The organism is Desulfotignum phosphitoxidans DSM 13687 (assembly GCF_000350545.1).
In the GTDB taxonomy this organism is placed as follows: Bacteria; Desulfobacterota; Desulfobacteria; order Desulfobacterales; family Desulfobacteraceae; genus Desulfotignum; species Desulfotignum phosphitoxidans.
Genome location: NZ_APJX01000005.1, coordinates 156,520 through 181,696 on the forward strand (window position 1 = coordinate 156,520; position 25,177 = coordinate 181,696).

The 25,177-nt window shown below is 50.9% G+C and carries 18 protein-coding genes; 16 read left to right on the plus strand and 2 right to left on the minus strand.

All coding sequences use genetic code 11. The features are described 5' to 3' along the window. Window position 1 precedes the first annotated feature (1 nt). From DPO_RS12670 to DPO_RS12690, 5 genes are all read left to right on the plus strand, one after another. Window positions 2-1,177 (plus strand): DUF444 family protein, encoded by a 1,176-nt coding sequence (locus DPO_RS12670; protein ID WP_006966346.1) that lies wholly within the window; start codon window positions 2-4, stop codon window positions 1,175-1,177. Window positions 1,178-1,217: 40 nt separating this feature from the next. After that, window positions 1,218-2,861, plus strand: a complete 1,644-nt coding sequence (locus tag DPO_RS12675) for a SpoVR family protein (RefSeq protein WP_006966347.1) — start codon at window positions 1,218-1,220, stop codon at window positions 2,859-2,861. A gap of 3 nt (window positions 2,862-2,864) precedes the next feature. Then, on the plus strand, window positions 2,865-5,180 hold the full coding sequence (locus DPO_RS12680) for a serine protein kinase PrkA (protein ID WP_006966348.1): 2,316 nt from the start codon (window positions 2,865-2,867) through the stop codon (window positions 5,178-5,180). 9 nt (window positions 5,181-5,189) lie between these two features. Beyond that, entirely contained in the window at window positions 5,190-8,669 is a 3,480-nt protein-coding gene (gene mfd / locus DPO_RS12685; RefSeq protein ID WP_006966349.1) for a transcription-repair coupling factor, read from the plus strand. Between the two features lie 61 nt (window positions 8,670-8,730). After that, the gene (locus DPO_RS12690; protein ID WP_006966350.1) at window positions 8,731-10,380 is read left to right on the plus strand and encodes an adenylate/guanylate cyclase domain-containing protein; all 1,650 of its coding nucleotides are present in this window, start codon (window positions 8,731-8,733) and stop codon (window positions 10,378-10,380) included. A 24-nt stretch (window positions 10,381-10,404) separates the two neighbouring features. Here the strand turns inward: DPO_RS12690 and DPO_RS12695 are convergent, their stop codons facing one another. Then, complete coding sequence (locus tag DPO_RS12695; RefSeq protein ID WP_006966351.1) at window positions 10,405-11,238, minus strand: aminotransferase class IV; 834 nt, start codon at window positions 11,236-11,238, stop codon at window positions 10,405-10,407. Between the two features lie 101 nt (window positions 11,239-11,339). Between DPO_RS12695 and DPO_RS12700 the strand changes: the two genes are divergently transcribed. Then, entirely contained in the window at window positions 11,340-12,065 is a 726-nt protein-coding gene (locus DPO_RS12700; protein ID WP_006966352.1) for an EI24 domain-containing protein, read from the plus strand. Beyond that, window positions 12,062-13,069, plus strand: coding sequence for an NAD-dependent epimerase (locus DPO_RS12705; RefSeq protein WP_006966353.1), 1,008 nt, complete (start codon window positions 12,062-12,064; stop codon window positions 13,067-13,069). Before DPO_RS12700 ends, DPO_RS12705 begins: the two co-directional genes overlap by 4 nt. Before the next feature lie 3 nt (window positions 13,070-13,072). Here the strand turns inward: DPO_RS12705 and pepN are convergent, their stop codons facing one another. After that, window positions 13,073-15,685, minus strand: coding sequence for an aminopeptidase N (pepN, locus tag DPO_RS12710; protein ID WP_006966354.1), 2,613 nt, complete (start codon window positions 15,683-15,685; stop codon window positions 13,073-13,075). A gap of 157 nt (window positions 15,686-15,842) precedes the next feature. On the opposite strand from pepN, the gene DPO_RS12715 reads away from it, so the two are divergent. The 9 genes from DPO_RS12715 to DPO_RS12755 all read left to right on the plus strand — a co-directional run bounded on the left by DPO_RS12715 (window position 15,843) and on the right by DPO_RS12755 (window position 25,177). Then, window positions 15,843-17,471 (plus strand): GumC family protein, encoded by a 1,629-nt coding sequence (locus tag DPO_RS12715; RefSeq protein ID WP_006966355.1) that lies wholly within the window; start codon window positions 15,843-15,845, stop codon window positions 17,469-17,471. Window positions 17,472-17,488: 17 nt separating this feature from the next. Further along, window positions 17,489-18,295: a polysaccharide biosynthesis tyrosine autokinase gene (locus DPO_RS12720; protein ID WP_006966356.1), complete on the plus strand. Its 807-nt coding sequence runs from the start codon at window positions 17,489-17,491 to the stop codon at window positions 18,293-18,295. An 81-nt stretch (window positions 18,296-18,376) separates the two neighbouring features. Further along, entirely contained in the window at window positions 18,377-18,964 is a 588-nt protein-coding gene (locus tag DPO_RS12725) for a polysaccharide biosynthesis/export family protein (RefSeq protein WP_006966357.1), read from the plus strand. Between the two features lie 7 nt (window positions 18,965-18,971). Continuing rightward, on the plus strand, window positions 18,972-20,414 hold the full coding sequence (locus tag DPO_RS12730; protein ID WP_029725132.1) for a porin family protein: 1,443 nt from the start codon (window positions 18,972-18,974) through the stop codon (window positions 20,412-20,414). Window positions 20,415-20,416: 2 nt separating this feature from the next. After that, on the plus strand, window positions 20,417-21,052 hold the full coding sequence (locus DPO_RS12735; RefSeq protein WP_006966359.1) for an exosortase C-terminal domain/associated protein EpsI: 636 nt from the start codon (window positions 20,417-20,419) through the stop codon (window positions 21,050-21,052). A gap of 10 nt (window positions 21,053-21,062) precedes the next feature. Next, window positions 21,063-21,914: an exosortase/archaeosortase family protein gene (locus tag DPO_RS12740; protein WP_006966360.1), complete on the plus strand. Its 852-nt coding sequence runs from the start codon at window positions 21,063-21,065 to the stop codon at window positions 21,912-21,914. After that, window positions 21,911-23,266, plus strand: a complete 1,356-nt coding sequence (locus DPO_RS12745) for a UDP-glucose dehydrogenase family protein (RefSeq protein ID WP_006966361.1) — start codon at window positions 21,911-21,913, stop codon at window positions 23,264-23,266. The genes DPO_RS12740 and DPO_RS12745 overlap by 4 nt, the downstream gene beginning before the upstream one ends. Further along, window positions 23,211-24,095, plus strand: a complete 885-nt coding sequence (locus DPO_RS12750) for an XrtA system polysaccharide deacetylase (RefSeq protein ID WP_006966362.1) — start codon at window positions 23,211-23,213, stop codon at window positions 24,093-24,095. Before DPO_RS12745 ends, DPO_RS12750 begins: the two co-directional genes overlap by 56 nt. Beyond that, a complete protein-coding gene (locus tag DPO_RS12755; RefSeq protein WP_006966363.1) occupies window positions 24,089-25,177 on the plus strand; it encodes a GNAT family N-acetyltransferase in 1,089 nt (362 codons plus the stop codon). The genes DPO_RS12750 and DPO_RS12755 overlap by 7 nt, the downstream gene beginning before the upstream one ends.

A 25,177-nucleotide genomic window follows, 5' to 3' on the forward strand; every position in this document is an offset into this window, starting at 1 on the left:
TATGATCACCCTGGACGAACTCCTTGAACGGGATAAAAAAAGGGAAGAAGACGGGTTCAAGCGCAAAATCCGCATCGGACGGATTGTCAAGCCCGGGGCCGGCAACCGGGAAAAGATCATTGTGGTTCCCACCACGGTGGAAGAAAAATTTGTCCACGATGATACGCTGCTGAACGACCAGTCGCCCGGGGAAGGAGAGCCCACCGGTGGTACCGGTGAAGGGGAAGAAGGAGATGTTATCGGTGAACAGCCGGTGCGGCCCGAAGAAGGGGAAGGCCAGGGGGAAGGGGATGGTGAAGGACCCGGGGAAGGCCAGGGCGGTGAACATGAAATGGAAGCCAATGCCTATGAACTGGGCAAGGTGCTGTCCCAGGATTTTGAACTGCCCAATTTAAAGGACAAGGGCAAAAAAAGGGCTCTGGCCCGGTATGTGTATGATCTCACCGATAAGAACAGAGGTGTGGGGCAGATTCTGGACAAGAAAGCCACATTGAAAAAAATTGTGGAAACCAATATGTCTTTGGGGCGGATTCCAGATGTGACCCGTATCGATTCCGCCGGGTTTGTGGTGTCCCCCCGGGACCTGATTTTTCGCGTGCTGTCCCGGGAAAAACAATATGAATCCCAGGCATTGGTTTTTTTTCTGCGGGACTATTCCGGTTCCATGGGGGGAAAAGTGACCCAGACCGTGGTATCCCAGCATGTGATGCTCTATTCCTGGCTGGTATACCAGTATGAAAGACAGGTGGAGACCAGATTCATCCTTCATGACACCGAAGCCCGGGAAGTGACGGATTTCCAGAAATACTATTCATATAAAGTGGCCGGCGGCACCAAAGTGTATACCGCATTTCAAATGGTCAACGAGATCGTGGAAAAAGAAAACCTGGCCAGAGATTACAATATTTACGTGTTTTACGGTACTGACGGGGATGACTGGGAAAAGGACGGCAAGCAGACACTGGTTGAAATTGAAAAAATTTTTACCTATGCCGCCCGGATCGGCATCTCAGTGGTCAAGCACACTTATACCGGAACCAAGGAAACGGAAGTGGAAAAATATATTCAAGGCTCCGGCGTGTTGGACCGCCACAGTCATTTGATCAAAATGGATGTCATGGGGGAAAATGTGGATGATTCCAGAATCATTCAGGGAATCAAGACGTTGATATCCTGATACCGGAAAGGTCCGGTCAACCAGAAAAAAAGAGCGGCATATGGAACTGGTCAATCAACATGCCAAAGGCATCATGGAAGAATGCAAACTCCGGGCACGGGATGCCGGATTGCGGTTTGATGATGAAACCCTGGAATATATCGTCACCAACCGGGACATGATCGAACTGTCTCCGAAAATAATGATTCCCACCCTGTATGACTACTGGGTGCATGATGTCCGGGTCCTGTCGGGCAAAGGCATGTATGAGGCATATCCGTCCAATCCCTATGAAACTGTGATCAACACCCGTCCGGCCATCTCGTTTTACAATGACAACAACCCGGACTGGCTCAATGTGATGATTTTTTATCATGTGCTGGCCCACATCGATTTTTTTCAAAACAATCTGTATTATAAAAACACGTGGGATGTGGATCTGGCCGGCCAGGCCTTAGCGGACAAACGGCTCATCGCCCAGTTGAGAAGTGAAAAAGGCCGGTGGGTGGATTATGTGATTGAATTTGCCAGAGGCATAGACAACCTGGTGGGGTTTCACCGGGATCTCAACCGGACGTTGACCCGGGAACAGGGCCATGTGCCGGATCGAATCGATTTTTATTTTGACCGGTTTCTTCAGAAAATCAAATCAATACCCCAGCATGTGTATTTAAAAGAAATTGACCGGTACAATCAGTGCCGGAAAGATCATGCGGATTTTTTTGATCAAGTGATTGAACAACATCCTGAATTCGAAGAAATTTTTCAGAAAGAAAAACAAAAAATTTCACCGGTCAAGATGGATGTCATGGAATATATTCTTAAGTATTCTTCTTTTCTGCGCAGGGAAGAAAATGAATGGATGAAATCGGTGATTCATATTGTCCGCAGCACATCCTTGTATTTTCAGCCCCAGATCCGGACCAAGACCATGAACGAAGGGTGGGCGTCTTTCTGGCATGCCCATCTGTTTCTGAAAGATGATCGGATCCGAGGACATGAAACGGATTTCGCCAAGGTCAATGCCACGGTCACGGCCATGCCCAAAGTGGGGCTCAATCCATATGCCTTAGGACTTCGACTGTTCGAGCACATCCAGGAAATGGAAGACAGAGGCCGGTATTCCCTGGATTATTTCCAGCTTAAAGATGCGGTTTTAAGAACAAAATATGACCGCACAAAAAACACGGGCACAGATTATATTTTTTTTGTGCGGGAAAATATGGACGATTTTTCGTTTATCAATACATTTGTGGACCAGGAATTTGTGGATCGGCACCATTTGTTTGTGGCTGGAAAACGGTTTAATCCCCAGCACAACACCTGGCAGTATTATATCAAGTCCAAAAAAGTGGCAGATTACAAACAAATGGTCATCAACACCCTGCACCATCCACCGGATATCTACGTTGTTGAGGAAAAAACCAGAAACGGGATCCTTTATCTGAATCATCGATTTGAAAACAAACCGTTGAAACAGGATTTTATTGAAAACACCATGATCGGGATTGAATTTTTGTGGGGAGGGCCGGTTCATCTGGAAACCAGTGTGCCGTCCGCGGCTGCCCAGCCCGGATCCCCGTATATCAACTTCTGGGACCCAGGCGCTGCCGGCAAGACGGCCGACTCCCGGCAATCCCCCATTCAATGGAAACGGGTACGGTATGTACTGAAAGACCGAAAACTGCACAAGCAGGAGTTATAATCCATGATGGAAGACACTGCATCCGCCACCGGATCCGTGGACCAGGCCCTGTCGCTGCTGAACAGAAATATTCAGGATTACCAGCGTCTTCAGCCCGTGTCTTTTGAAACCTTTCTAAATATGCTCAATGCCAACCCATCCCGGATTCTGAGAAATATTTTCCAGTCGTTTCATGATATGGTCAAAGCGCATGTGGATGAATATGAAGAACCCATGGACGAAGATCGGGGCGAGCCGATTTTTACCCGGTATGATTGTACCCGGTTGTTTGTGGAAGGGTCTGATAATCCGTATTTTCCGGACATGCTGTTTGCCAACCGGTTCATGAAGCAGATGGAATACCTGCGCCATGGAGCCCAGCAGAACCGGATCTACATTTTTCACGGACCCCACGGGTGCGGCAAAAGCACATTTTTGAACAATCTGCTTAAAAAATTTGAACAATACGCCAATACGGAAGAAGGACTCCGGTATGAGGTGGTGTGGCGTTTAAATATCAAGAAACTTCAGGAAAAATGCCATTCATTTCCCCCATCTGCATTTGAACAATGGATGCATCTGGTGGAAACAAAGGAAGCCGAAACCAACAGCGACCCGCATATCAAAGACCGGTTCGTGAAGGTTCAGGAAAATGATTTTATTGAAATCCCCTGCCTGGCCCATGACAATCCGTTTCTGGTGATTCCCAAGGACCAGCGCCGGGGGGTGCTAGACGAACTGATCAAAAACGATCAGTTCAAGTGGCAGCTGTTCACGGAAAAAGAATATGAATGGGTGTTTACCGAAGACACCTGCACGGTGTGTTCATCTATTTATCACACCCTGCTCGAACTGTTTCAGGACCCCAAAACCGTGTTCAGCATGCTCTTTGCCCGGCCGTATTATGTGAACCGGCGGATCGGCAACGGTATTTCCGTGTTCAACCCCGGAGATCAGCCCGCCAAGCACAACATCATCTCCAATCAGATGCTCCAGAACCGCATTAATTCGCTGTTCCAGGATTCCAATCTTATTCAGTACACCTATTCTTATTTTGCCAGGATCCACAACGGGATCTATGCGCTGATGGATATCAAATCCCATAATGTCGAACGTTTGGTGGCGCTGCACAATATCATTTCCGAAGGCATTCATAAGGTGGAACATATGGAAGAGCGGGTGGATGCCCTGTTTTTTGCACTGATGAACCCGGAAGACAAAAACAATCTGAAAGATTTTCCCTCTTTTGAAGACCGGATCAGGTATATTGACATTCCGTATGTGCTGGACTGGCAAACCGAAGTCAAAATCTATATGGATATCTTCGGCCGGCATATTGACGGCAGTTTTCTGCCCATGGTCCTGGACAATTTTGCCCGAATTATTGTATGTACCCGCAGCCAGAAAAAATCACCGGCCCTGGAAGCCTGGATCCCTCAGCCGGGAAAATATAAAAATTTTTGTGACGACCAGCTCATGCTGCTGAAAATGGAACTGTTTTCAGGCAATGTTCCCAAATGGCTGGATGATGAAGATGTGCGCCGTTTAGACAAAAAAAGGCTCAAACAGATTATTGCGGAATCTGAAACCTGCGGTCAGGAAGGATTATCCGGCCGGGACGCCATCAAGATCTTTGATGAATTCTATTCCAAATATGCCAGAGAAGACCGGTTGATCAATATGACGGATCTGTGCACTTTTTTCAACACGCTGACCCATCAGTCTGAAAAACTGCTCCCCCAGGGGTTTTTGGACCGTCTGCTTCGCATGTATGATTATTCCGTGCTCCAGCAGGTCAAGGAATCATTGTATTATTACAATGAAGACCAGATTGCCCGGGACATCAAACATTATATTTCCGCTGTTACCCATGAGCTCAATTCCGTGGTCACATGCATTTTCACCAAAGAAAAACTGCATGTGACCGACGCATTTTTAGAAAGCATTGAAAACCGGTTTCTGTCGGAAAAACCAGATGCCAAAACCAGAGATCAGATCAGAAATGATGTGCTCAAGGAATTTACCACCCGTGCTCTGACCCAGGAAATGATGATCCAGAACAAATCGATCACCGATACCCGGGTGTTTGCATTTTTGCATGAAAAATATGTACACAATTTGAAAAAACAGGTATTGGCACCGTTTGTGGCCAATGAAAATTTTAGAAACGCCATCAAAGATTTTGATACCAAAAAATTTAAAACCCACGACAAACGCATCAAAAAAGATGTTACATTTCTCATTGACAATTTGTCCGCCAAATTCGGCTATACCAGCCAGGGGGCCAATGAGGTCTGTATTTATGTCATTGACCATGACCTGGCTGGTAAATTCAAATAAAATCATTTCATGATATCCAATATTATTGATCACATGCTGTCCCCGGACAGCCCCCTTGTACTCACACGGCAACACGGGTCCCACAAGGCCTGGCTGGCAGCCCGGATATTTAAACGTCTGAACCGGGATCTGCTGGTAGTATTGCCGGATCCGGGTCAGACAGACACATTTGTCAATGACTTACAATTTTTTCTGCCGGACCGGAAAAATGCCATTCTACATTTTCCCAGTCATGCCATTCTGCCATTCAAATCCCTGTCTCACCACCGGCAGACATCTTTGCGCCGGATGGCGGTATTGTCCAAATTGTCAGCGCCCCGGACCGGTCCATATCTGGTGGTGACCAGTATTGACACGCTGCGGTGCAAACTGATGCCTAAAACCCGATTGGACCAATATGCCGAACTGGTGATGGCCAATGAGGAGACGGACCGGGATGCCTTGGTCCACCGGCTGGAGGCCGGCGGATATCATCGGGTGTCTCTGGTGGAAGACCCCGGAGAATATGCAGTGCGGGGCGGTATACTGGACCTGTTTGTTCCTGGGATGCCCCGGCCGGTCCGCATGGAATTTTTCGGAGACCTGGTGGAGTCCATCCGCAGTTTTTCTCCGTATACCCAGCGGGGAATCAAAGAATTGTCTGAAGTGATCGTGATCCCGGCCACTGAAGCCATATTGCTGGATCAAGACCAGCCCCATGTGCTGGCACGGCTCAGGTCACACGCCAAAGCCGCCGGCCTGGACGATGCCAAAATCCGGGAATATGTCACCCAGATTCGTCAGACCGGCCGGTTTGCCGGGATCGAAACCATGCTTTCGATGGTGTATGATACCCTGGATGATACGTTTGATTATTTGTCGGACGGTTTTTGCGTGATCTGGGATTCTCCGGAAAATCTGGCGGAAAAAGCCGTGGATTATGAAAACAGGGCCCGGCAAAATTTTCAGACTTTGACGGCGGAAAAACGCCTGGGAGGAGATCCGGATCAATGCCTGGTGCCGTTTGACCAGGTGGCGGAAAGAATCGGCCAGACCCCGCATCTGACGTTTGATGATCTTGCCTTGAACCGGACCCGGAGAGGTAAAGCCGTATTTTCGTTTCACCCGGAAACCATTGACATTCTGCCGGGAACGTTGGGGATGAAACATCGGTCGGACACTCCGTTGAAGCCCCTGGTGGACTGGATCGATTCCCGGGTGACTGCCGGCAGCAAAATCGTGTGCGTGCTGCATCAGGATGCCCAGGTTCAGCGACTGATCTCGCTGCTGGCACCTTATGGCCTGATACCGGCCCCGCTGAAAACCATTCAGGAAGCAGAATCCCGGGCTGCCGGGCTGTATTTTGTGGTGGGGACCTTATCCACCGGATTTGTGTTGACAGACCATCACCTGGTGCTGATCACGGAAGAGGAGATTTTCGGCAAAAAACGCGTGCGGCGGGTCATGCGGTCCTCCCGGGACCTGAAAACCGAAATGATCGCTCCGGAAGAGCTGGAAAACGGGGATATTGTGGTGCATGCCGAGCACGGAGTCGGGCGGTATGACGGTCTGGTCAATCTGGATGTGGGAAAAATTTCCCAGGATTTCATCAAGATCGTGTACCAGGATGAAGACACCTTGTACCTGCCGGTGGACCGGATGGAGATGATCGGCAAATATATCGGTGTGGACGGTCACAAACCGGTGCTGGACAAAATCGGTTCCAAAGCCTGGATCAAATCCAAGGCCAAAGCCAGAAAAGAAGTTGAAAAGATGGCGGCGGACCTGCTGGATCTGTATGCAAAACGAAAGATCAACAAAGGATTTTCCTTTAGTCAACCGGACAATTATTACCAGGATTTTGAAACCACGTTTCCCTATGAGGAAACCAGAGATCAGCTCAAAGCCATTGATGAGGTGCATCTGGATATGGAGTCGGATACGCCCATGGACCGGCTGGTGTGCGGCGATGTGGGATACGGCAAAACCGAGGTGGCGATCCGGGCCGCATTCAAGGCGGTCAATGACGGAAAACAGGTGGCGATGGTGGTCCCCACCACCATTCTGGCGGAACAGCACCTGGCCACATTCCGGGAACGGTTCAAGAATTATCCCGTGAATATAGCCGGGCTGTCCCGGTTCAGATCCCGCAAAGATCAAACCCAGATTCTGGAACAGATGTCAGACGGCCGGATGGATATTGTCATCGGCACCCATCGGCTCTTGCAGAAGGATGTATCATTCAAATCCCTGGGACTGCTGGTGATTGACGAGGAACAGCGGTTCGGGGTCCGGCACAAGGAGGTTTTGAAAAAGAAACGCAGCACCGTGGATGTGCTGGCTTTAAGTGCCACCCCCATTCCCAGGACCCTGCACCTGTCTTTGACCGGAATGCGGGATATCAGCGTGATCAAAACCCCGCCCGCAGACCGCCAGCCCATCATTTCCTATATCACCCCGTATGAAGAGGCCGTTATCAAAGATGCCATCAACAAAGAGCTGGCCCGGGACGGCCAGATTTTTTTTGTTCACAACAATATCAAAACCATTTTCAAAGTGGCGGACAATCTGAAGAAACTGGTACCGGACGCCCGCATCGGTGTGGCCCACGGCCGGTTGTCCGAAGCGGAGCTGGAACGGGTCATGCTGGCATTTGTCAATATGGAGATCAACCTGCTGGTGTGCACCACCATTATTGAATCCGGCCTGGATATTCCATCGGCCAACACCATGATCATCGACAAGGCCGAACGGTTCGGCCTGTCCCAGATCTATCAGCTGCGGGGCCGGGTCGGAAGAGGGGATCATCAGGCCTATGCATACCTGTTTGTTTCCGATGAATCCCGGATCTCCAAAGATGCCAGAAAACGCCTGGCCGCGCTCATGGAATACCGGGATCTGGGATCAGGCTTTCAAATTGCCATGAAAGATTTACAGATCAGAGGCGCAGGCACGGCTTTGGGTGCGTCCCAGTCCGGACATATTGCGGCGGTGGGATATGATCTGTTTTTAAAACTGCTGGACCAGGCGGTCCATGACCTGAAAGATGACACTCACCTGGAACCGCTGGATCCGGAAATCAATGCAGGCATGTCCACCGGATTTCCCGAAACATATATCGAATCCGTGTCCCAGCGCCTGACCCTGTACCGAAGACTGTCCCGGCTCACATCTTTGTCAGATATATCAGACATGAAAAAAGAACTGATGGATCGGTACGGCCCATTGCCCCGGCCTGCGGAAAACATGCTGTTAAAGATCATGTTCCGGGTATTGGCCATTCAGTGCGGTGTCCAGCGGCTGGATATCGATCCGTCGGCCCTGGTGCTGACTTTTTCTTTACCGCACCTGCCCATGCCTTTGCCGGATCTGGAGAAAAAATGGCAGCCAGTGGCACGGTTCCAATGGATCAAAAAAGAGTGTGTTCAGTTTCATTTAGGTTTTAAACCCAACCAGACCGCCAAGGCCCTGGTTAAAACCAAACAGATCCTGTCCGCCATGACCCGATAGTTTTCAAGCCAATCTGTCAGTGAGCAGATGCGGGGGTTTTCTGGATCTGGAAAGGAACATCATGATATTTTCACAGATACCGGATATCCAACGGTTTGAACGTTTGGCGTTCAGGAAGAAAAATGTGCTGGGACTGCTGCTGACGTTCAGCCGGCGTTTGTTCAACGCACGCCAGGCCGGATTGTTGTACGGCACCAATCATACCGGGGAACGGTTTTTACCTCCCCGGCAATGGGACCGGGGCGTGGTGCATCAGATCACCGGTCAGGGATTGTCCGGGTTCGGCCTTAAATGGGTGGGTCCCACCCTGCTTCGCTGGTTCAATATTTCTCCCATCTGGCTGTACAAAAGAGATGCCCAGGGCCGGCGGGTACCGACGGACGGGGTGATTGCCAATGTTATCCGGAAACACAGTGAATACTATGCCAGCGGCATCAAAATGCTGTTCACAGACCATATCCCCCGGAAAAAAATGACAGATCATCCCTCTCGGGAGCATATGACAGTGACTGCATATGATGGCCAGCGGTTTGAGGTGCTGCAGGACATGCAGGTGAATATGAATATTATTCACTGGTTCAAACCGGATAATTTTATCTCCGTGTACATCCCCGACTATGGGGCCATTGTGCTCAACACCGTGGAACCGCAGCTGTTTGAAAAAACAGGGGATGATCCGGTCTCTTACCCCCAAGAATTGAAAAACCGGCTGGGTCAGTTGATTTCAGCCATCGAAATTGCATCCATCGCCCATCTTGGCCAGGCCAAAGGCCGAAGGGCCGCCAGAATCATCTGGCGCAAGGAAAGAAACCTGAGAAAAACGTTTCTCGAAATGAATGAAAAAGCCAAAAAAATGGATGCGTTAAACAAGCATCTGCAGTCGGTGGGCGCGGTCACGGAAGACCAGCTGAACATGGCGCCGGTGATTGAACCCAATGGGGTGTTCGCGTTTATGGACATGGTGTCTTCCAGCCGGATGCGTAATTGTCTGTCTCCTCGAGAATTTTTCCTGGTACTCAACCTGTGCCATGAAATTACGGCAAACACAGCTGCGGCATACGGGTGCCGGGTGGATAATTTTATCGGGGATGCGGTGTTTCTGGAAAGTATCCCGTTGTTCGATCCGCCGGATCGGGGCGTTCCCTCCAGTCTGTCGGAACGGGTCATGATCATGACCCTGGTCCTCACGACCGTGCTCACCCAGATCCGGGCCTTGACTCAAGGCTTGCACCCCATGGATCCGGATAAAACGGTGGCCGATCTGGTGAATACCCACGGCATCTCCATTGCATTCCGGGCCGGCATGTCCTTTGGATCCGCCCTGGTAGGTCCTTTGGGCAGCCGGGACCGGCAGATTGTCACCGGCATCGGCAAACCGGTCAACATTGCCTCCCGCCTGGAAAGTTCAGGTCAACAAAACGGGATTCACATCGAGAAAAACCTGCTGGAGATCCTTGAAAATGCTATTGTGGGTCCAGGCACTCCCGTATTGTGGCAACTGGCGGCATCCGATGCCGGTTCCCCGCCTCAACCCAATACCCCGTTCCTTGAATTTCTCACGGACCGCTTCCGCCTGGCACAGCCTGTGATTCGAAAAATGCCCCTGATTTCATACAAAGACTTTCTCAGTGACGACACCTACCTGATCTGCTGTGATCCGGCCGATGATGATCCGAATATGGAAAAAAATGATGTCTGTGCCGGTATTTAAACATCATGTGTCATTATTTTTTGGTTAAAAATTTTTTGAATGGTCGGCCAAAGCGGCCATGAGGGTCTGGGTGTGAGAACCGGGCCTGCCGTTTCCAATGGGGCTGTCATCGATCCGGACCACCGGCACCACGCCTTTGTTGGTACCGGTGATGAACACCTCGTCCGCAGTGAGCAGTTTTTCCAAGGGGATGGGGGATTCCGACACCTTAAACCGGTCTGCCGCTAAAGACAGGATCACTTTCCGGGTAATACCTTTAAGGATACCGTCCGTCGGCGGGGTGACCAGGGTATCGCCGAAAAACGCAAACAGATTACTGGTGGTGCATTCCTGGGCATTCCGGTTTTTGTCTATGTAAATCACTTCCATGGCTCCGGCGGCTTTGGCCCGGGTCATTGCCATGGTGGCCGGGAGATAGGCTGTGACCTTGGCACCGGCCAAAGGCCGTTCCTGGACCAGGGTGATCACTTTGACCCCCTGGGTGTACCACGTTTCCGGCAGTTTATTGATGGGGGTGACCATAATGATGAGCCGGGGACGGCCGGTGGGTGTCAGAAAATCGGGGCTGGAGCCGCCGGTGATGACAATGCGGATGTTGGCTTCATCCAGGCCTGGATTTTTTTCCAGGGTTTGAAACACGATCTGTTTGATATTTTTGGCGGTCCAGGGCAGATTCAGTCCGATTTTTATTCCGGAATCCATGAGCCGGTCAATATGCGCATCCACAAAAAAGGGCCTGCCGTGAAAAGTGCGCATGATATCACAGATACCGATACCCCGGAGAATGGCCAGATCATCCACCGGGATCATTGCTTCATGGGCGGGAACAAATGCCCCATCCACATAATAAACGGTCATGAAAAAAAATCTCCTTGTATTTGGTGATGCGTGTTTTTATAGTACACGTTCAGTTGTAATTCATAAATAAGGCTTATCATTGCGGGATGCAAGGAACGCGGATGGATTTTTTTCGAGGCATTCAATACAATATTCAGGGGTTGACGCTGTCATTCCGTCATCCACAACTGCTGTGGCTCGGGCTGTTGCGGTTTGCCGTCATCCTGATTCTGACGGTGTTGTTTTCAGGAATGATTTTATTGAATCATGACGCGATCATGTCCGGGATCTGGACCCTGCCGGACAGCGGGGTTCTGGTCTATGTCTGGCACCTGGTGTCCTGGCTGCTGTCCCTGGTACTGGCCGCCTTAAGTGTGGTGGCGGCCTATCTGGTGGCTCAGGTGTGTTTCAATGTATTCATCATGGACTATATGTCCCGGGTCACGGAAAAAATTGTTCTGGGAAAAGAGATCTCCTATGCTGACGGTTCCTGGTTCAAGCTGGCGGGGTATTTGATTTTTCAGGAAATTCCCCGGGCCGTCATACCCATGATCATCACCATTGTCATCATGGTGGCGGGATTTTTTACTCCTCTGGGGCCGGTGATTTTCTTTTTGTCAGCCATCACCGCCGGGGTGTTTCTGGCCTGGGACAATACCGACTTGGTCCCGGCCAGACAAATGCGCCCTTTCAAGGATCGATTCGGGTTTCTGCGGCAGAACTTAGGTTTTCATATCGGGTTCGGTCTGCTGCTCATCGTTCCCTGGTTCAATATTCTGACACTCTCTTTTGCCCCGGTGGGGGCCACATTGTATCACATTCACCAACTTGAAAAGGAATTGAAATGAACGTTCTTGTCACCGGCGCTGCCGGATTTATCGGCTACAGCCTGAGTGCACGCCTGCTGGAGTCAGGGCATACGGTTTATGGGATTGACAATCTCAATGATTATTATGATGTAACCCTGAAGCAGGCCCGACTGGCCCGGCTGGAGAAACAGCCCGGCTTTGTGTTTCAGAAACTGGACCTGGCAGACCGCCAGAATATGGCGGCTTTGTTTTCATCCCACGCGTTTGACTGCGTGGTGAATCTGGCGGCCCAGGCCGGGGTGCGCCACAGCATCGAAAACCCATCCACATATGTGGACAGCAACCTGACCGGGTTTGCAAACATTCTGGAAGGATGCCGCCACAGCAAGGTGAAACATCTGGTGTATGCATCCTCCTCGTCCGTGTACGGGTTAAATACCCATATGCCGTTTTCCGTGCACCAGAACGTGGATCATCCCATCAGCCTGTATGCCGCATCCAAAAAAGCCAACGAACTGATGGCCCACACCTACAGTTATCTATACAATCTGCCGACAACCGGTCTGCGCTTTTTCACGGTGTACGGTCCCTGGGGCCGGCCGGACATGGCGCTGTTCCTGTTTACCAAAGCAATTTTGAAAAACGAGCCCATCAAAGTATTCAACCACGGAAAAATGCAGCGGGATTTCACTTATATCGATGATATTGTGGAAGGGGTCATCCGGGTCATGAACCGGATTCCGGAAGCAAACCCGGACTGGTCTTCGGACCGGCCGGATCCGTCATCAAGCTGCGCACCTTACCGGCTGTACAATATCGGCAACAACCAGCCTGTGGCACTGATGGATTTTGTCAAAGCCATTGAAACCGCGTTAGGCAAAAAAGCCCAAATAGAATACCTGCCGCTTCAGCCCGGGGATGTGCCGGCCACCTATGCGGATGTCAGCGATCTGATGGCCGATACCGGATTCAAACCCTCCACGCCTGTGCCCCGGGGCATTCAACAGTTTGTGGACTGGTACCTGGCCTATTATGGCCATTAGATATCAGGCCAGTGCCCGGGAAACAATCTCATACACATTGGTGGACAGATTTGGCGAGGCTGCCAGTATTTCAAGGGATTGTTTCATTAAAACCCGTCGGTGGGAATCATATTTTTTCCAATGATTGAAACATCCGGTCAGACGGGCCGCGATCTGGTGATTGATTGTGTCCAGTTCCAGGATTTTATCCGTGATAAACTCGTACCCATTGCCGGTTTTTTCATGAAAATGAACGGGATTATTCATGGCAAATCCGTAAATCAGGGCCCGGACCCGGTTGGGATTGGTCAACGTAAAATCCGGATGTGTCACCAGATCCTTCACGCATGGCAACGTATCGGCCAAAGGAGAAACCGCCTGGACATAAAACCATTTATCCATGACCAGGGGATCATGGGACCATTTATCATAAAACCGGGCCGCGCTTTTTCGTTTCAACTCAGGGGTGGTGGTACAAAGGATCTTAAAACAGGCAAATTCATCGGTCATGTTTTCAGCCGCCAGAAATGCCTTCCATACGATGTCATGGACAGATGCCGTGCCAAGGCTTGCCATATAGGATATTGCCAGGTTTCTCAATCCTCTGTTCCCGATATCCTGGATGGAAAGACTTTCGGGGTCGGAGTGACCGCACTGGTCTATGGTGTTTAAAAACAAAGGGGTAAGCGTGGCGGCCAGGTGGGTTTTTAAGTGCTGTCTGGCCGCGTGAATGGCATCCACATCAATGCAGTCAAACAGATTTGCCAGTTCCATTTCCTGGGGAATGGCCAGGGCTTTGGCCAGAAATGCCCGGTCCGCGGACTGGTCTGATAAAGCGGTTTCAAATGCCTGCACCAGGTTCTGCGATACGGTTAGCGGCCGGTGCCGGGCGATGGCGGACACCAGGGTTTGAATCTCTTTGTTGAACAATGTCTGGGCCGCATCCCACCGGTTGAAGTCATCGGTATCACGGGCCATGAGAAATGCCAGTTCTTCATCCGAAAGATCCGTGGATATCTTGACCGGGGCGGAAAACTGCCGGAACACCGAGGGCAGGGTGCCGGAAGGCACGTTCTGAAACGCCACAGTGTGTGTGTCATCCCTCATCTGGATCAATGATTTCTGTTCCGGGATGATGTCTTTGCCCTCAGGATCAATCAACCCCATGCGGATGGGAATATGCAGCGGCTGTTTTTCAGACTGGTTTCTGTCGAAAGGTGTGTGCTGGGCAAAGGTCACAGACAGAATGCGGGTGTCCGGGTCATAGGACCGGGTCACGGTCACTGTAGGCGTACCGGACTGGGTGTACCATCGCTTGAACTGGGTCATGTCCATATGGCCGGCCTGTGCCATGACAGATAAAAAATCCTCGACCGTGACGGCCATACCGTCAAACTGCTTGAAATACAGGGCCATTCCCTGTTGAAATAGGGTTTCCCCCAGGAACTGATGGATCATGCGGATCAGTTCCGCGCCTTTTTCATACACGGTCATGGTGTAGAAATTGTCCATCTTGATATAGGCGTCCGGCCGCACCGGGTGGGCCATGGGTCCGCTGTCTTCCGGAAACTGCAAGGCTCGAAGTGTTTTGACATTGCTGATGCGCTCCACGGATCGGGAATTCAGATCTGAGGTGAATTCCTGGTCCCTGAAAACGGTCAGCCCTTCTTTCAGGCTGAGCTGGAACCAGTTTTTCAGGGTGACCCGGTTGCCTGTCCAGTTGTGAAAATATTCGTGTCCGATCACCCGCTGGATGTTCATGAAATCGTCATCCGTTGCCGTGGCCGGGTCTGCGAGCACATATTTGGCATTGAAAATGTTCAACCCCTTGTTTTCCATGGCACCGGCATTGAAATCATTGATGGCCACAATCTGATACAAATCCAGGTCATATTCCAGGTTGAACCTTTCCTCATCCCATTTGACAGCCTGTTTGAGGCAGGCCATGGCATGGTGACACTTGTCGATATTTTCAGGTTCTGCAAAGATTTTCAAGGTAATATGCTTTCCGGACCGGGTGACAAACGGCGATTCAATCCAGGACAGATTGCCTGCCACCAGGGCGAACAGGTAGCATGGTTTTTTGAATGGATCCTCCCAGGTCACAAAATGCCGGTTGTCCGGCAGATCCCCTGCTTTCACGGGGTTGCCGTTGGATAACAGCACCGGGCATGCGGTTTTGTCCGCAATGATGGTGCAGGTATACCGGGCCATGACATCGGGCCGGTCCGGAAACGGGGTGATATTGCGGAACCCTTCGGCTTCGCACTGGGTGCAGTAGATCCCGCGGGATCGATACAATCCCTCCAGCCGGGTATTTTTCTCCGGACAAAGCAAAGTCCTGGTTTCCAAAGTAAACCGATCCGGCATATCCGGTACAATGAACTGTTTTCCATCTGCCTGAAACGCGTTGGAAGACAGGTTCTGACCATCCAGTGTCACGGACTGAATCTCGAAATCTCCCATATCCATTTTCAGAACAGAAGATTTGTTGGATTTGTCAGGGTTTTTAAAAAGGGTCAATGTCGAAGTCACCCGGGTTTCCTCGGGCCGGATGTCAAAAACAAGGGTCACCCGGTCCACCAGAAAATCAGGCGGAGTATAGTCTTTGAGTAATACAGATGCATGTGTTGTCATAATATGACAGATTAATTGGAATAACAGCGCTTGTCAATATCCGGATCCCGGGTTCTTTGGGGTTGACAAAACAGCCCGGCTAAGAAAGAATGCGCGCATAAATAAATAGAATCGCGATACTCGTTTTTTCAATTTTTTCAGCAGGTATGACAATGTCATGGTGAACATGCTGCAACCTCAAAAACCGATCAAACCGGAAGAGATTCTGGAAATCATTGTCAGACGAAGGTGGTTGATCGTTCTTTCACTCTGCTTTTTTTTGACTCTGGGAGTGGGGCTGACGCTCAAGGCCCCCAAGTCCTATCAGGCATCCACCCTGATTCTGGTTCAGCAGCAGAGCGTGCCGTCCGAATATGTGCGGTCCGTGGTGACCTCCAGTATCAATCAGCGGATTAATACCATTTCCCAGCAGATTCTGAGCCGGAGCAATCTGGAAAAGATCATCGATCAATTTGGCTTGTATGCGGATCGTCCGGATATGTATCTGGAAGATAAAATTTTAGAAATGCGCAAACGGGTAAATGTGAAAATTGAGCAGGCACGGCATGGCACTGAATCGTTTTCCATCCGGTTCAGCGGCAGCGACCCCCAACGGGTGATGCGTATCGCCAACACCCTTGCCAGTTATTTCATGGATGAAAACCTTAAAGTCAGAGAAGCGCAGGCTGTGGGAACCAGCGAATTTCTGGATTTTGAGCTGGAAAAGACCCGGCAGCGGCTGGAAGAGTTGGAAAAAAAACTGTCTGAATACCGTGCCCAGCATTTAGGCGGACTTCCCGATGAATTGGAGACCAATCTGAGAACCCTGGATCGGCTTCAGCAGCAGATGGTGGACAAGCATGTCATCCTCAGGGAAGCGAAAACCTCTCTGGCCCTGGTGGAATCCCGGATCAACGAGATTGAAACCCGGGCCCGGCAACCGATTCAGGAAGGGTCTGGTACCCCGGAAACCGGGATGAGAGATGTGGTTACGGAAAATCAGGAAAAACTGCGTCAGGCCCGTCAGGAATATGACCGATTGCTGACCGTTTACACCCCCCGGCATCCGGATGTGAAACGGCTTGCGAAAACCATTGAAAATCTTGAACAACTGGTGGCAAAAGAAAACGACCCCGATGCAGAAAACACAGATCTCCCATTGAAACCATTGGTGCCGCCTCCGGAAGATCCCCGGTTGAAACGGTTGAAATCAGAACGGGACCAACTCAAAGGTGAAATCCGATCTTTGACCATGGCGCTGGACGACATTGAAAAAAAAATGGTGACCTATCAGAAGCGGGTGGAAGAAACCCCCCGGCGGGAAATGGAATTACAGTCATTAAACCGGGATTATGCCAATATCCGTGATATCTACAATTCGCTGCTGAATCGAAAACTGGAAGCGGAGCTTTCTGTCAACATGGAAAAAAAGCAGAAAGGGGAACAGTTCAGAATTCTGGATTCTGCCAAATTGCCTGAAAAACCGGTGTCGCCGGATGTGAAAAAATATTTTTTCCTGTCCATGGCCGCAGGCCTGGGATTGGCTGCCGGTATTATTTTTCTGCTGGAATTTTTTGATTCCTCTTTGCGGCGGGATGAGCAGATTGAGGAGGAACTGAAGTTATCGATTCTGGCCACAATTCCTGAATTGCAAACTTCGAATGCCACTACCCGCAAATGGGTTGAGGTGGCAGCATTTGCGTTGTGCAGTCTGTATGCGGCGGCTTTTTTTGCTTTTTTTGCCGTTCTTTATGTCAAAGGGCTGGACCGGACCCTCACCGCCATCAAAACGATGCTGCACATTTAAATTAAGGGAGCGCTGACTTGGGGAAATTATTTGATGCCCTGGAAAAAGCCAGGCAGGACCATCGAGTTCAGGAGGATGAGGTACCGGTCCATACAGTAAAAACCGGGGAAATTCCTGCGAATGACCGGCAGATTTTACCGAAAACCGTGCATCCGTCCATGGTGACCTTGTTGAAGCCCCATTCCCTGGAAGCGGAACAGTTCAGAATTTTGAAAAACAATATCCTGTTTCCTGAAAAAGGGGACCCGCCCCGGTCCATCATGATCACCAGCCCGTCTCCGAGTGAAGGCAAATCCTTTGTGGCAGCCAACCTGGCAGTCAGTATCGCTAAAAGTATCGATGAATATGTGCTGCTCATGGATTGTGATCTTCGATCCCCGACGCTTCACACCCTGTTCAGCTTCCCGGAAGGCCCGGGGCTTAGTGATCATCTGGCCCGGGCCATGCCGTTGCCTGAAATGCTCAAAAAAACATTTATCAACAAACTGACGCTGCTGCCGGCAGGCTCCATCCCGCAGAATCCGTCGGAACTGCTGTCATCCGAGCAGATGCGGACCTTGCTTTATGAGGTTAAATCCAGGTACCGGGACCGATATGTGATTATCGATACCCCACCCCCCAATCTGACGTCTGAAACCAATGCCATTGCCAGAGTGGTGGACGGTATTGTTATTGTGGTCCGGTATGGGAAAACCACCCGAAAACAAGTGGAAAATCTTATTGATATCTACGGCAGAAAAAAAATTCTGGGGGTGATCAAAAATTTTTCAAAAAAACCGGTGTTGTCCCGGTATCCCTACAGCCATTATGGCAACACAAGTTGAATTGTTCAGCATTTTATATTAAATAGAATCAGTCATTCCAATGGGTGCCTTTTTGTGAAACGGCATCGAAAGGGCGGAGCTATGCGCAAAAAAAACTATAAAGTAACAATGGGGCTGGCCGCGTTGATGGTTTTGATCGCATTTTCCGCCTCCGCGGCGGAAAAAAACGGCAGCATCAGTGCCAGCGGTGATTATATCATCGGTATCGGAGATGTCCTGAGCATCCATACATGGAAAGAGCCGGACTTGTCTTTGGATATGGTGCAGGTACGCCGGGACGGAAAAATCACTTTTCCATTGCTGGACGACATTTTGGCCCTGGGCAAATCAACTGTGGCCCTGAAGCAAACGATCCAGACCCAGCTATCCAAATTTGTGGAAGCACCCATGGTCACGGTGACCCTGGTCAATGCTGTAAGTCAGCGGTATTACATTCTGGGAGAGGTTCTGGAAATCGGAGAATATCCGTTGATTAAAAAACTGACGGTGATTCAGGCCTTTGCCCTGGCCAAGGGGTTCACCCAATGGGCATCCAAGGACCGGATTCTGCTGTACCGGCGTAACGGAACCGACCTTTCCGTGTTTCGAATCGACTACAAAGATATCGTCAAAGGTCAAATGAACAAGGATATTTTTCTGCAGGCCGATGATGTTATCATTGTGCCATAGCCATCCCATGGGAAAAAAAATCAGCAGACACAGACAGAAAATTTTTCGATTTGTTCTGATCTTAGGCTTTGTATGGGCCGTTGCCGGACAGGGGCATGCCAGAACCGTATTTCAGGTCATTCCGGTGTTGTCGGTGACCGAAGAATATCAGGACAATTATTTTTCCACTCATACCAACAAACAAGAAGAGTTCATCACCACCTACGCCCTGCAATTCACTGCCGGCATTCTGGAAGAAAAACACCGCCTGTATCTGAGCTATTCTCCGGAGTATAAAGATTACAGGAATCTCAATGACCGGGACCGGCTCGGCCATTATGTGACGCTGACCGGAGAAATAAACCCGGCCCGGCACACGGATCTCATCTATGGACTGGTTTACGATGGGGACTCCGACAACCTGGAAGGAGAATCCAGACGTCACCAGGCCTATGTTTCAGGCATATCCCAGACAGGAAAAGCCACCCGCCTCACCTATGGTCACCAGTATGAAGACCGGTTCGACCGCCAGTCCCGCACCGGGGATTACAAGGAACACACCCGCAACACCAGCCGGGCCGGGGTGCATCACCAGTACGGCCCTAAAAACCATGTGCGGGTGACTTTTTTGTATGAATTTGATTCCTATGAAAACCCGGACCCGGATGCTTACACCCGGTACGAACCTGCCGGTTATGTATCCTACTGGTTTTCCCCCGGATATGGGATGGATGCAAACCTGTCCTATGAAGACCGGGATTTTGACGATACCTTTGATTATACCAGAACCCTGTCCGGAGATATCCGGTTCATCAAAACCGTTTCCAAAACCTTTGATACCTTTGTAAAGTACCGGCATTCCTATTCGGAAACACAGGATCTGACCCATCACACCTTTCATCCGTCCGTGGGGTTTGACTGGCAGGTCACCGAGGATTCGGGCATCTCCCTGGGTGTGGGGGCCTTGTTCCATGACTGGAGCAACCATGACAATGATTCCGTGGATCCGTTCCTGGATATCGATGCCTATAAAATTTTCAGCTTCAGTCCCAGAACCCAACTGTCTTTGACCGGCATCAGCGGATATGCCGCATCAGGAGACCAGGCATCCAGCCTGGGATTCACCACGTATTATCAGGCCGGCGCGCAATTGAGTCATCTCCTGTTCAAACAGGTGACATCCAACCTGTCCGCTGCGCTCCGGCGGGATGAGTATCAGGAAACCGCATCAGACAGGGAAGATACCCGGATGATACTGGGGGCAAGTCTGGCCTGGCAGCCCCTGAAATGGCTGTATGTCAATGTCGGCTATTCATTTGTGGATTTCACTACCACGGATGCCTTTAGAGAGGATTACACGGACAACCGCCTGTTTCTGAAAATTGACCTGGTGCCTGAAACCCCGGTAACCATGTCAGCCGACCCGTCCAGGCAGGCCCTGGAAGATCAGTTGTTCAATTGGGAGCGATAGCCATGTCCTGGCTCAGACTTATCGTGGTGGTGGCACTTCTGGCAGCTGCCCACGGGGCAGTGATGCTCACCAGCCGTACCGAAAATATTCCGCCGGCCAAAGCTTTTCATGATTTTCCGGACCGCATCGGCCCCTGGCAGGGTAAAAAAGGGGCTTTGGATGAAACGATCTCCAATGTGCTGGGTGTGGAAGCGTATGTGCTGTCGGATTTTACCCGGCCTTCGGGTCAATTTGTCAATCTGTATATCGGGTTCTACCAGAGCCAGCGCCAGGGGGATCTGATCCATTCTCCCAGAAACTGCATGCCCGGTGCCGGATGGAATATTGTGGAAACCGGCCGGGAGATTTTGACGGATCCTGAAACCGGAGCGTCTTTCAAAGTGGCCTCCCTGGTGTTGAAAAAAGGAGATCAGTACCAGATGGTACTCTACTGGTTCCATTCCAGAGGCAGAATCATCGCTTCGGAGTATATGCAGAAAATCTGGCTGGTGATTGATGCGGTTTTCCGCAACCGCACCGACGGCGCGTTTGTCCGGCTGATCACGCCGGTAAAAAACAGCCGCCAGGAAGCGGTCCTGCTGCTCAAAGATTTTGCCGATGACCTGAAACCTTTACTGGACGATTATATCCCTTCCTGAGGCCAAGAATATGATACACAAAAACACCCGTTTCTGGATCCAGGCCGGCCTTATCTTTGTCGGATTTTTCGTGCTGTTTTTCAGGACCCTTTCGGGCCTGGTGTCGGACTGGTCCTCAGACCCCAATTTTTCCCATGGATTTCTGATCCCGGTGATCTTTCTTTACATGGTCTGGTATAAAAAAGATCAGCTCAGAAAAATCCCCATACAGCCTTCCCGGATCGGTCTGGGGATTATCATCCTGGGGCTTTTGGTCCATGTGGCGGCCAATATCGGGGCGGAACTTTTTATGATGCGGTTTTCCATGGTGATCACCTTGTCCGGGATCATCATTTACGCACTGGGAATTTCCATGTTTAAGGCTGTGCTGATTCCGGTGGCCTATCTGATCCTGATGATTCCCATCCCGGCCATTCTGTGGAACCAGGTGGCATTTCCCCTTCAACTGCTGGCGGCAAAACTGTCTGCCGGCATGATTGCATGGATCGGAATCCCGGTGTATCGGGAAGGCAACATTTTGCATCTGGCCGTCACTTCCCTGGAAGTGGTGGATGCCTGCTCAGGCCTGCGGTCCCTGACCTCTTTGCTGGCGTTGACCGGCATTTTCGCGTATATGGCCCCGTTATCTGTGGTGAAAAAATGGGTTTTGTTCTTTTCAGCTGTTCCTATTGCCGTGGCCGTCAATGTGATCCGGCTGACCGTCACCGGCGCCATGGCGGTATGGATCAGCCCGGATACGGCCCATGGATTTCTCCATGACATGTCCGGACTGATCATTTTCGGGGCCGCCCTGGTCCTGGTATATCTGGTATTTATCATTGAACTGAAATTAGAAAACAGACAGACAGGAAAACAATCATGAAACTGACAATCATCGGCACCGGGTATGTGGGGCTTGTAACCGGAGCCTGCTTTGCCGAAATGGGCAGCCGGGTCACCTGTGTGGACATTGACACCGCAAAAATTGAGAACCTGAAAAAAGGGATTCTGCCGATTTATGAGCCGGGCCTGGAAAGGATAGTCCAGGAGAATATGGCGGACGGCACATTACAGTTTACCACCCGTCTGGAAGACGCCGCCCGGGACTGCCAGATTTTTTTCATTGCCGTGGGCACCCCGCCGGGAGAAGACGGATCCGCTGATTTGCAGTATGTGCGCCGGGTGGCGGCCCGGATCGGGCAGTGCATGACCGATTACGCGGTGATTGTGGACAAATCCACAGTACCGGTGGGCACGGCCGACCAGGTGGCTGAAGTGGTGCAGGAAGCGCTGGACACCCGGGGAATTGATCTTGAATTCGATGTGGTGTCCAATCCGGAATTTCTCAAGGAAGGGGCCGCTATCCAGGATTTTCTCAAACCGGACCGGATTATTGTGGGAGCGAACTCGGAAAGGGCCGCCAAAATTATGACCCGGCTGTATGCCCCGTTTTCCATGAACCGGGACAAGATGATTCTCATGAACGTGCGGGATGCGGAGATGACCAAATATGCGGCCAATGCCATGCTGGCCACCAAGATTTCGTTCATGAACGAAATCGCCAACATCTGTGAACACTTGGGCGTGGATGTGGAAAATGTCAGAAAAGGAATCGGGTCCGACTCCCGCATCGGGTATTCGTTCATCTATCCCGGGGCCGGATATGGCGGGTCCTGTTTCCCCAAAGATGTCAAGGCATTGATTAAAACATCCAAAGATACCGGGGTGGACCCGGCAGTGCTGGCAGCGGTGGAAAACCGGAACAATCTTCAGAAAAAAGTGCTGGCTGAAAAAATCAAAGCCCGGTTGGGCACGGATCTGAGCGGCAGACGGTTTGCCCTCTGGGGACTGGCGTTCAAGCCCGGCACCGATGACATGAGAGAGGCCGCTTCCATCGTCCTCATAGACAATCTGCTTGCAGCCGGGGCTATAGTGTGTGCCTATGACCCGGTGGCCATGGCACAGGCAGCCAGAGAACTGCCCGAAGCGTGGCTGGAAAGCAGCCGCCTGATTTTGGCAAACGATCAGTACCAGGCATTGGAAAACGCGGATGCCATGATCCTGGTGACGGAATGGAAAACCTTCCGCCGCCCGGATTTCAAACGCATGGGACAGCTTTTGAACCAGAAGATCATTTTTGACGGCAGAAACCAGTATGATCCTGAAGAGGTGGCGGAATTTGGGTTTGAATACCACGGCATCGGCAGAGAAGCCTTCCATCCTGCTGACCTTTGATGTGGAGGATTGGTTCCAGGTTGAGAATCTCAAGTCACAGATTCCGGTTTCAACCTGGCACCAGCGGGAACTGCGGGTTCAAAAAAACACAGACCTGATTCTGGATCTGCTGGATTCTTTTGACTTTGGGCCCAAAGCCACCTTTTTTGTCTTAGGGTGGGTGGCCCGAAAATGCCCGGATCTGGTGCAAAATATAGCCCAAAGGGGCCATGAAGTCGCATCCCACGGATTTGGGCACGGTTTGTGTTCACAAATGACCCCAAAAGAACTGGCCCAGGATCTGGATATGAGCAGAAAAATGCTGGAAGATATGCTGGGCCTGCCGGTTTCAGGGTACCGCGCCCCAAGTTTTTCCATCACACCAACGGCGCTGAATTTGATCCAAAAGGCCGGCTACAGGTATGATTCCAGCTACAATTCCTTTTCGGGCCATGGCCGCTATGGGAAATTCGATTTTTCACAATTTTCAAAACACCGGGGATCTGTCTGCATCAGCCCGGATTTTTGTGAAGTGCCGGTGAGCAATTTTGAGTTCCGCGGCCGGGTTCTGCCCCTGGGCGGAGGCGGATATTTCAGGCTGCTGCCGCAAGCTTTTTTCAAGCTTGGGATGCAGTCTGTCTTAAAAAAACAAAATGCGTTTGTGTTTTATGCCCATCCCTGGGAATTTGATCCGGGCCAGCCCCGGGTCATAGGAATCCATCCCTGGCTGAAATTTCGTCATTACACCTGCCTGAACCGCACCGCCTCAAAACTGGCCGCCATGATCCAGGCCTTTAAATGGGCCAGGTTTGAAACTGTCAGCCGGTTTTTGGCGCAGATGCCATGCTGAGTTCAACAGTTTTTATCCGGCCCACCACTTCTCAGGATCAGGGTGCATGGAACCACTATGTCTGCAACCATCCGGGCGGTACCGCATACCAGTTATCCGGGTTCATCCGGGCGGTTGAAGCGGCGTACCGGTTCAAAAGCATCTGTTTTGTGGCCCAGAGCCGGCAGCAGAACCAGGGCCGGGTACAAGGGATTCTGCCCCTGATTCATCTGCATGCGCCCTTTACAAAAGGGGCACTGGTGTCACTGCCCTATTGTGATGCCGGCGGAGTTCTGGCTGATTCACCTGAAACTGAAGCAGCCCTGCTTGCCCATGCAATGGCATATGCAGCCCAAAAAAAGATCCCTGAAGTGGCAATCCGGTCTGTGAAGCCTTTTGCCGGTCTGGATCCAAATCTTACGCGCCATTCCGGCAAGGTCAGGATGGTGCGGGCGCTGCCGGATGATCCAAACTGCCTGCTGGGATCTTTAAAATCCAAAGTCAGGAGCCAGGTAAAAAAACCGATGCGGGACGGCCTGAAGTTTCATATGGGCGGCCGCCGTCTTCTGCCCCTGTTTTACCGGATCTTTTGTGAAAACATGCATGATCTGGGATCAGTGGTGCATTCATTTGAATGGTTTTACCGGATTCTGGCTTTTTACGGCAGCCGTGCCCATATCGGGGTGGTGACCACGCCGGCAGGCGAGCCGGCCGCAGCAGGCATGATCCTGTGCCATCCCTGTCTGGTATCGGTTCCCTGGGCATCGTCTCTGCGCCGCTTCAATTCCTTGAACCCCAATATGCTGCTGTATTGGGGATTTTTGTCCTTTGCTTCTGCCAATGGTTTTAAAATGCTGGACTTTGGCCGGTCCACGCCCGATGCCGGCACATTCCGGTTTAAAAAACAGTGGGGAGCGGTCCCGGTTGATCTGCACTGGGCCGCGTTTGATCCGGCTGTGTTTCCGCATCTTGCCCCATCAAAGAAACAGCCGGCCGGCAGGTCAGGGATGAAAAGAAATCTGGCAGAAGCTGTAATAAGAAAACTGCCGGGGCCGGTGAGCACCGGTCTGGGCGTTCTGACCCGAAAGTATATTTCTCTTTAG

Excerpts from the sequence above, each read along its gene's own strand:
- DPO_RS12670 (WP_006966346.1), top strand. The coding sequence starts at position 2 with ATGATCACCCTGGACGAACTCCTTGAACGGGATAAAAAAAGGGAAGAA.
- DPO_RS12740 (WP_006966360.1), top strand. The coding sequence starts at position 21,063 with ATGATACACAAAAACACCCGTTTCTGGATCCAGGCCGGCCTTATCTTT.
- DPO_RS12675 (WP_006966347.1), top strand. The coding sequence starts at position 1,218 with ATGGAACTGGTCAATCAACATGCCAAAGGCATCATGGAAGAATGCAAA.
- DPO_RS12690 (WP_006966350.1), top strand. The coding sequence starts at position 8,731 with ATGATATTTTCACAGATACCGGATATCCAACGGTTTGAACGTTTGGCG.
- DPO_RS12755 (WP_006966363.1), top strand. The coding sequence starts at position 24,089 with ATGCTGAGTTCAACAGTTTTTATCCGGCCCACCACTTCTCAGGATCAG.
- DPO_RS12695 (WP_006966351.1), bottom strand. The coding sequence starts at position 11,238 with ATGACCGTTTATTATGTGGATGGGGCATTTGTTCCCGCCCATGAAGCA.
- mfd (WP_006966349.1), top strand. The coding sequence starts at position 5,190 with ATGATATCCAATATTATTGATCACATGCTGTCCCCGGACAGCCCCCTT.
- DPO_RS12715 (WP_006966355.1), top strand. The coding sequence starts at position 15,843 with ATGGTGAACATGCTGCAACCTCAAAAACCGATCAAACCGGAAGAGATT.
- DPO_RS12680 (WP_006966348.1), top strand. The coding sequence starts at position 2,865 with ATGATGGAAGACACTGCATCCGCCACCGGATCCGTGGACCAGGCCCTG.
- DPO_RS12700 (WP_006966352.1), top strand. The coding sequence starts at position 11,340 with ATGGATTTTTTTCGAGGCATTCAATACAATATTCAGGGGTTGACGCTG.
- DPO_RS12745 (WP_006966361.1), top strand. The coding sequence starts at position 21,911 with ATGAAACTGACAATCATCGGCACCGGGTATGTGGGGCTTGTAACCGGA.
- DPO_RS12705 (WP_006966353.1), top strand. The coding sequence starts at position 12,062 with ATGAACGTTCTTGTCACCGGCGCTGCCGGATTTATCGGCTACAGCCTG.
- DPO_RS12725 (WP_006966357.1), top strand. The coding sequence starts at position 18,377 with ATGCGCAAAAAAAACTATAAAGTAACAATGGGGCTGGCCGCGTTGATG.
- DPO_RS12730 (WP_029725132.1), top strand. The coding sequence starts at position 18,972 with ATGGGAAAAAAAATCAGCAGACACAGACAGAAAATTTTTCGATTTGTT.
- pepN (WP_006966354.1), bottom strand. The coding sequence starts at position 15,685 with ATGACAACACATGCATCTGTATTACTCAAAGACTATACTCCGCCTGAT.
- DPO_RS12735 (WP_006966359.1), top strand. The coding sequence starts at position 20,417 with ATGTCCTGGCTCAGACTTATCGTGGTGGTGGCACTTCTGGCAGCTGCC.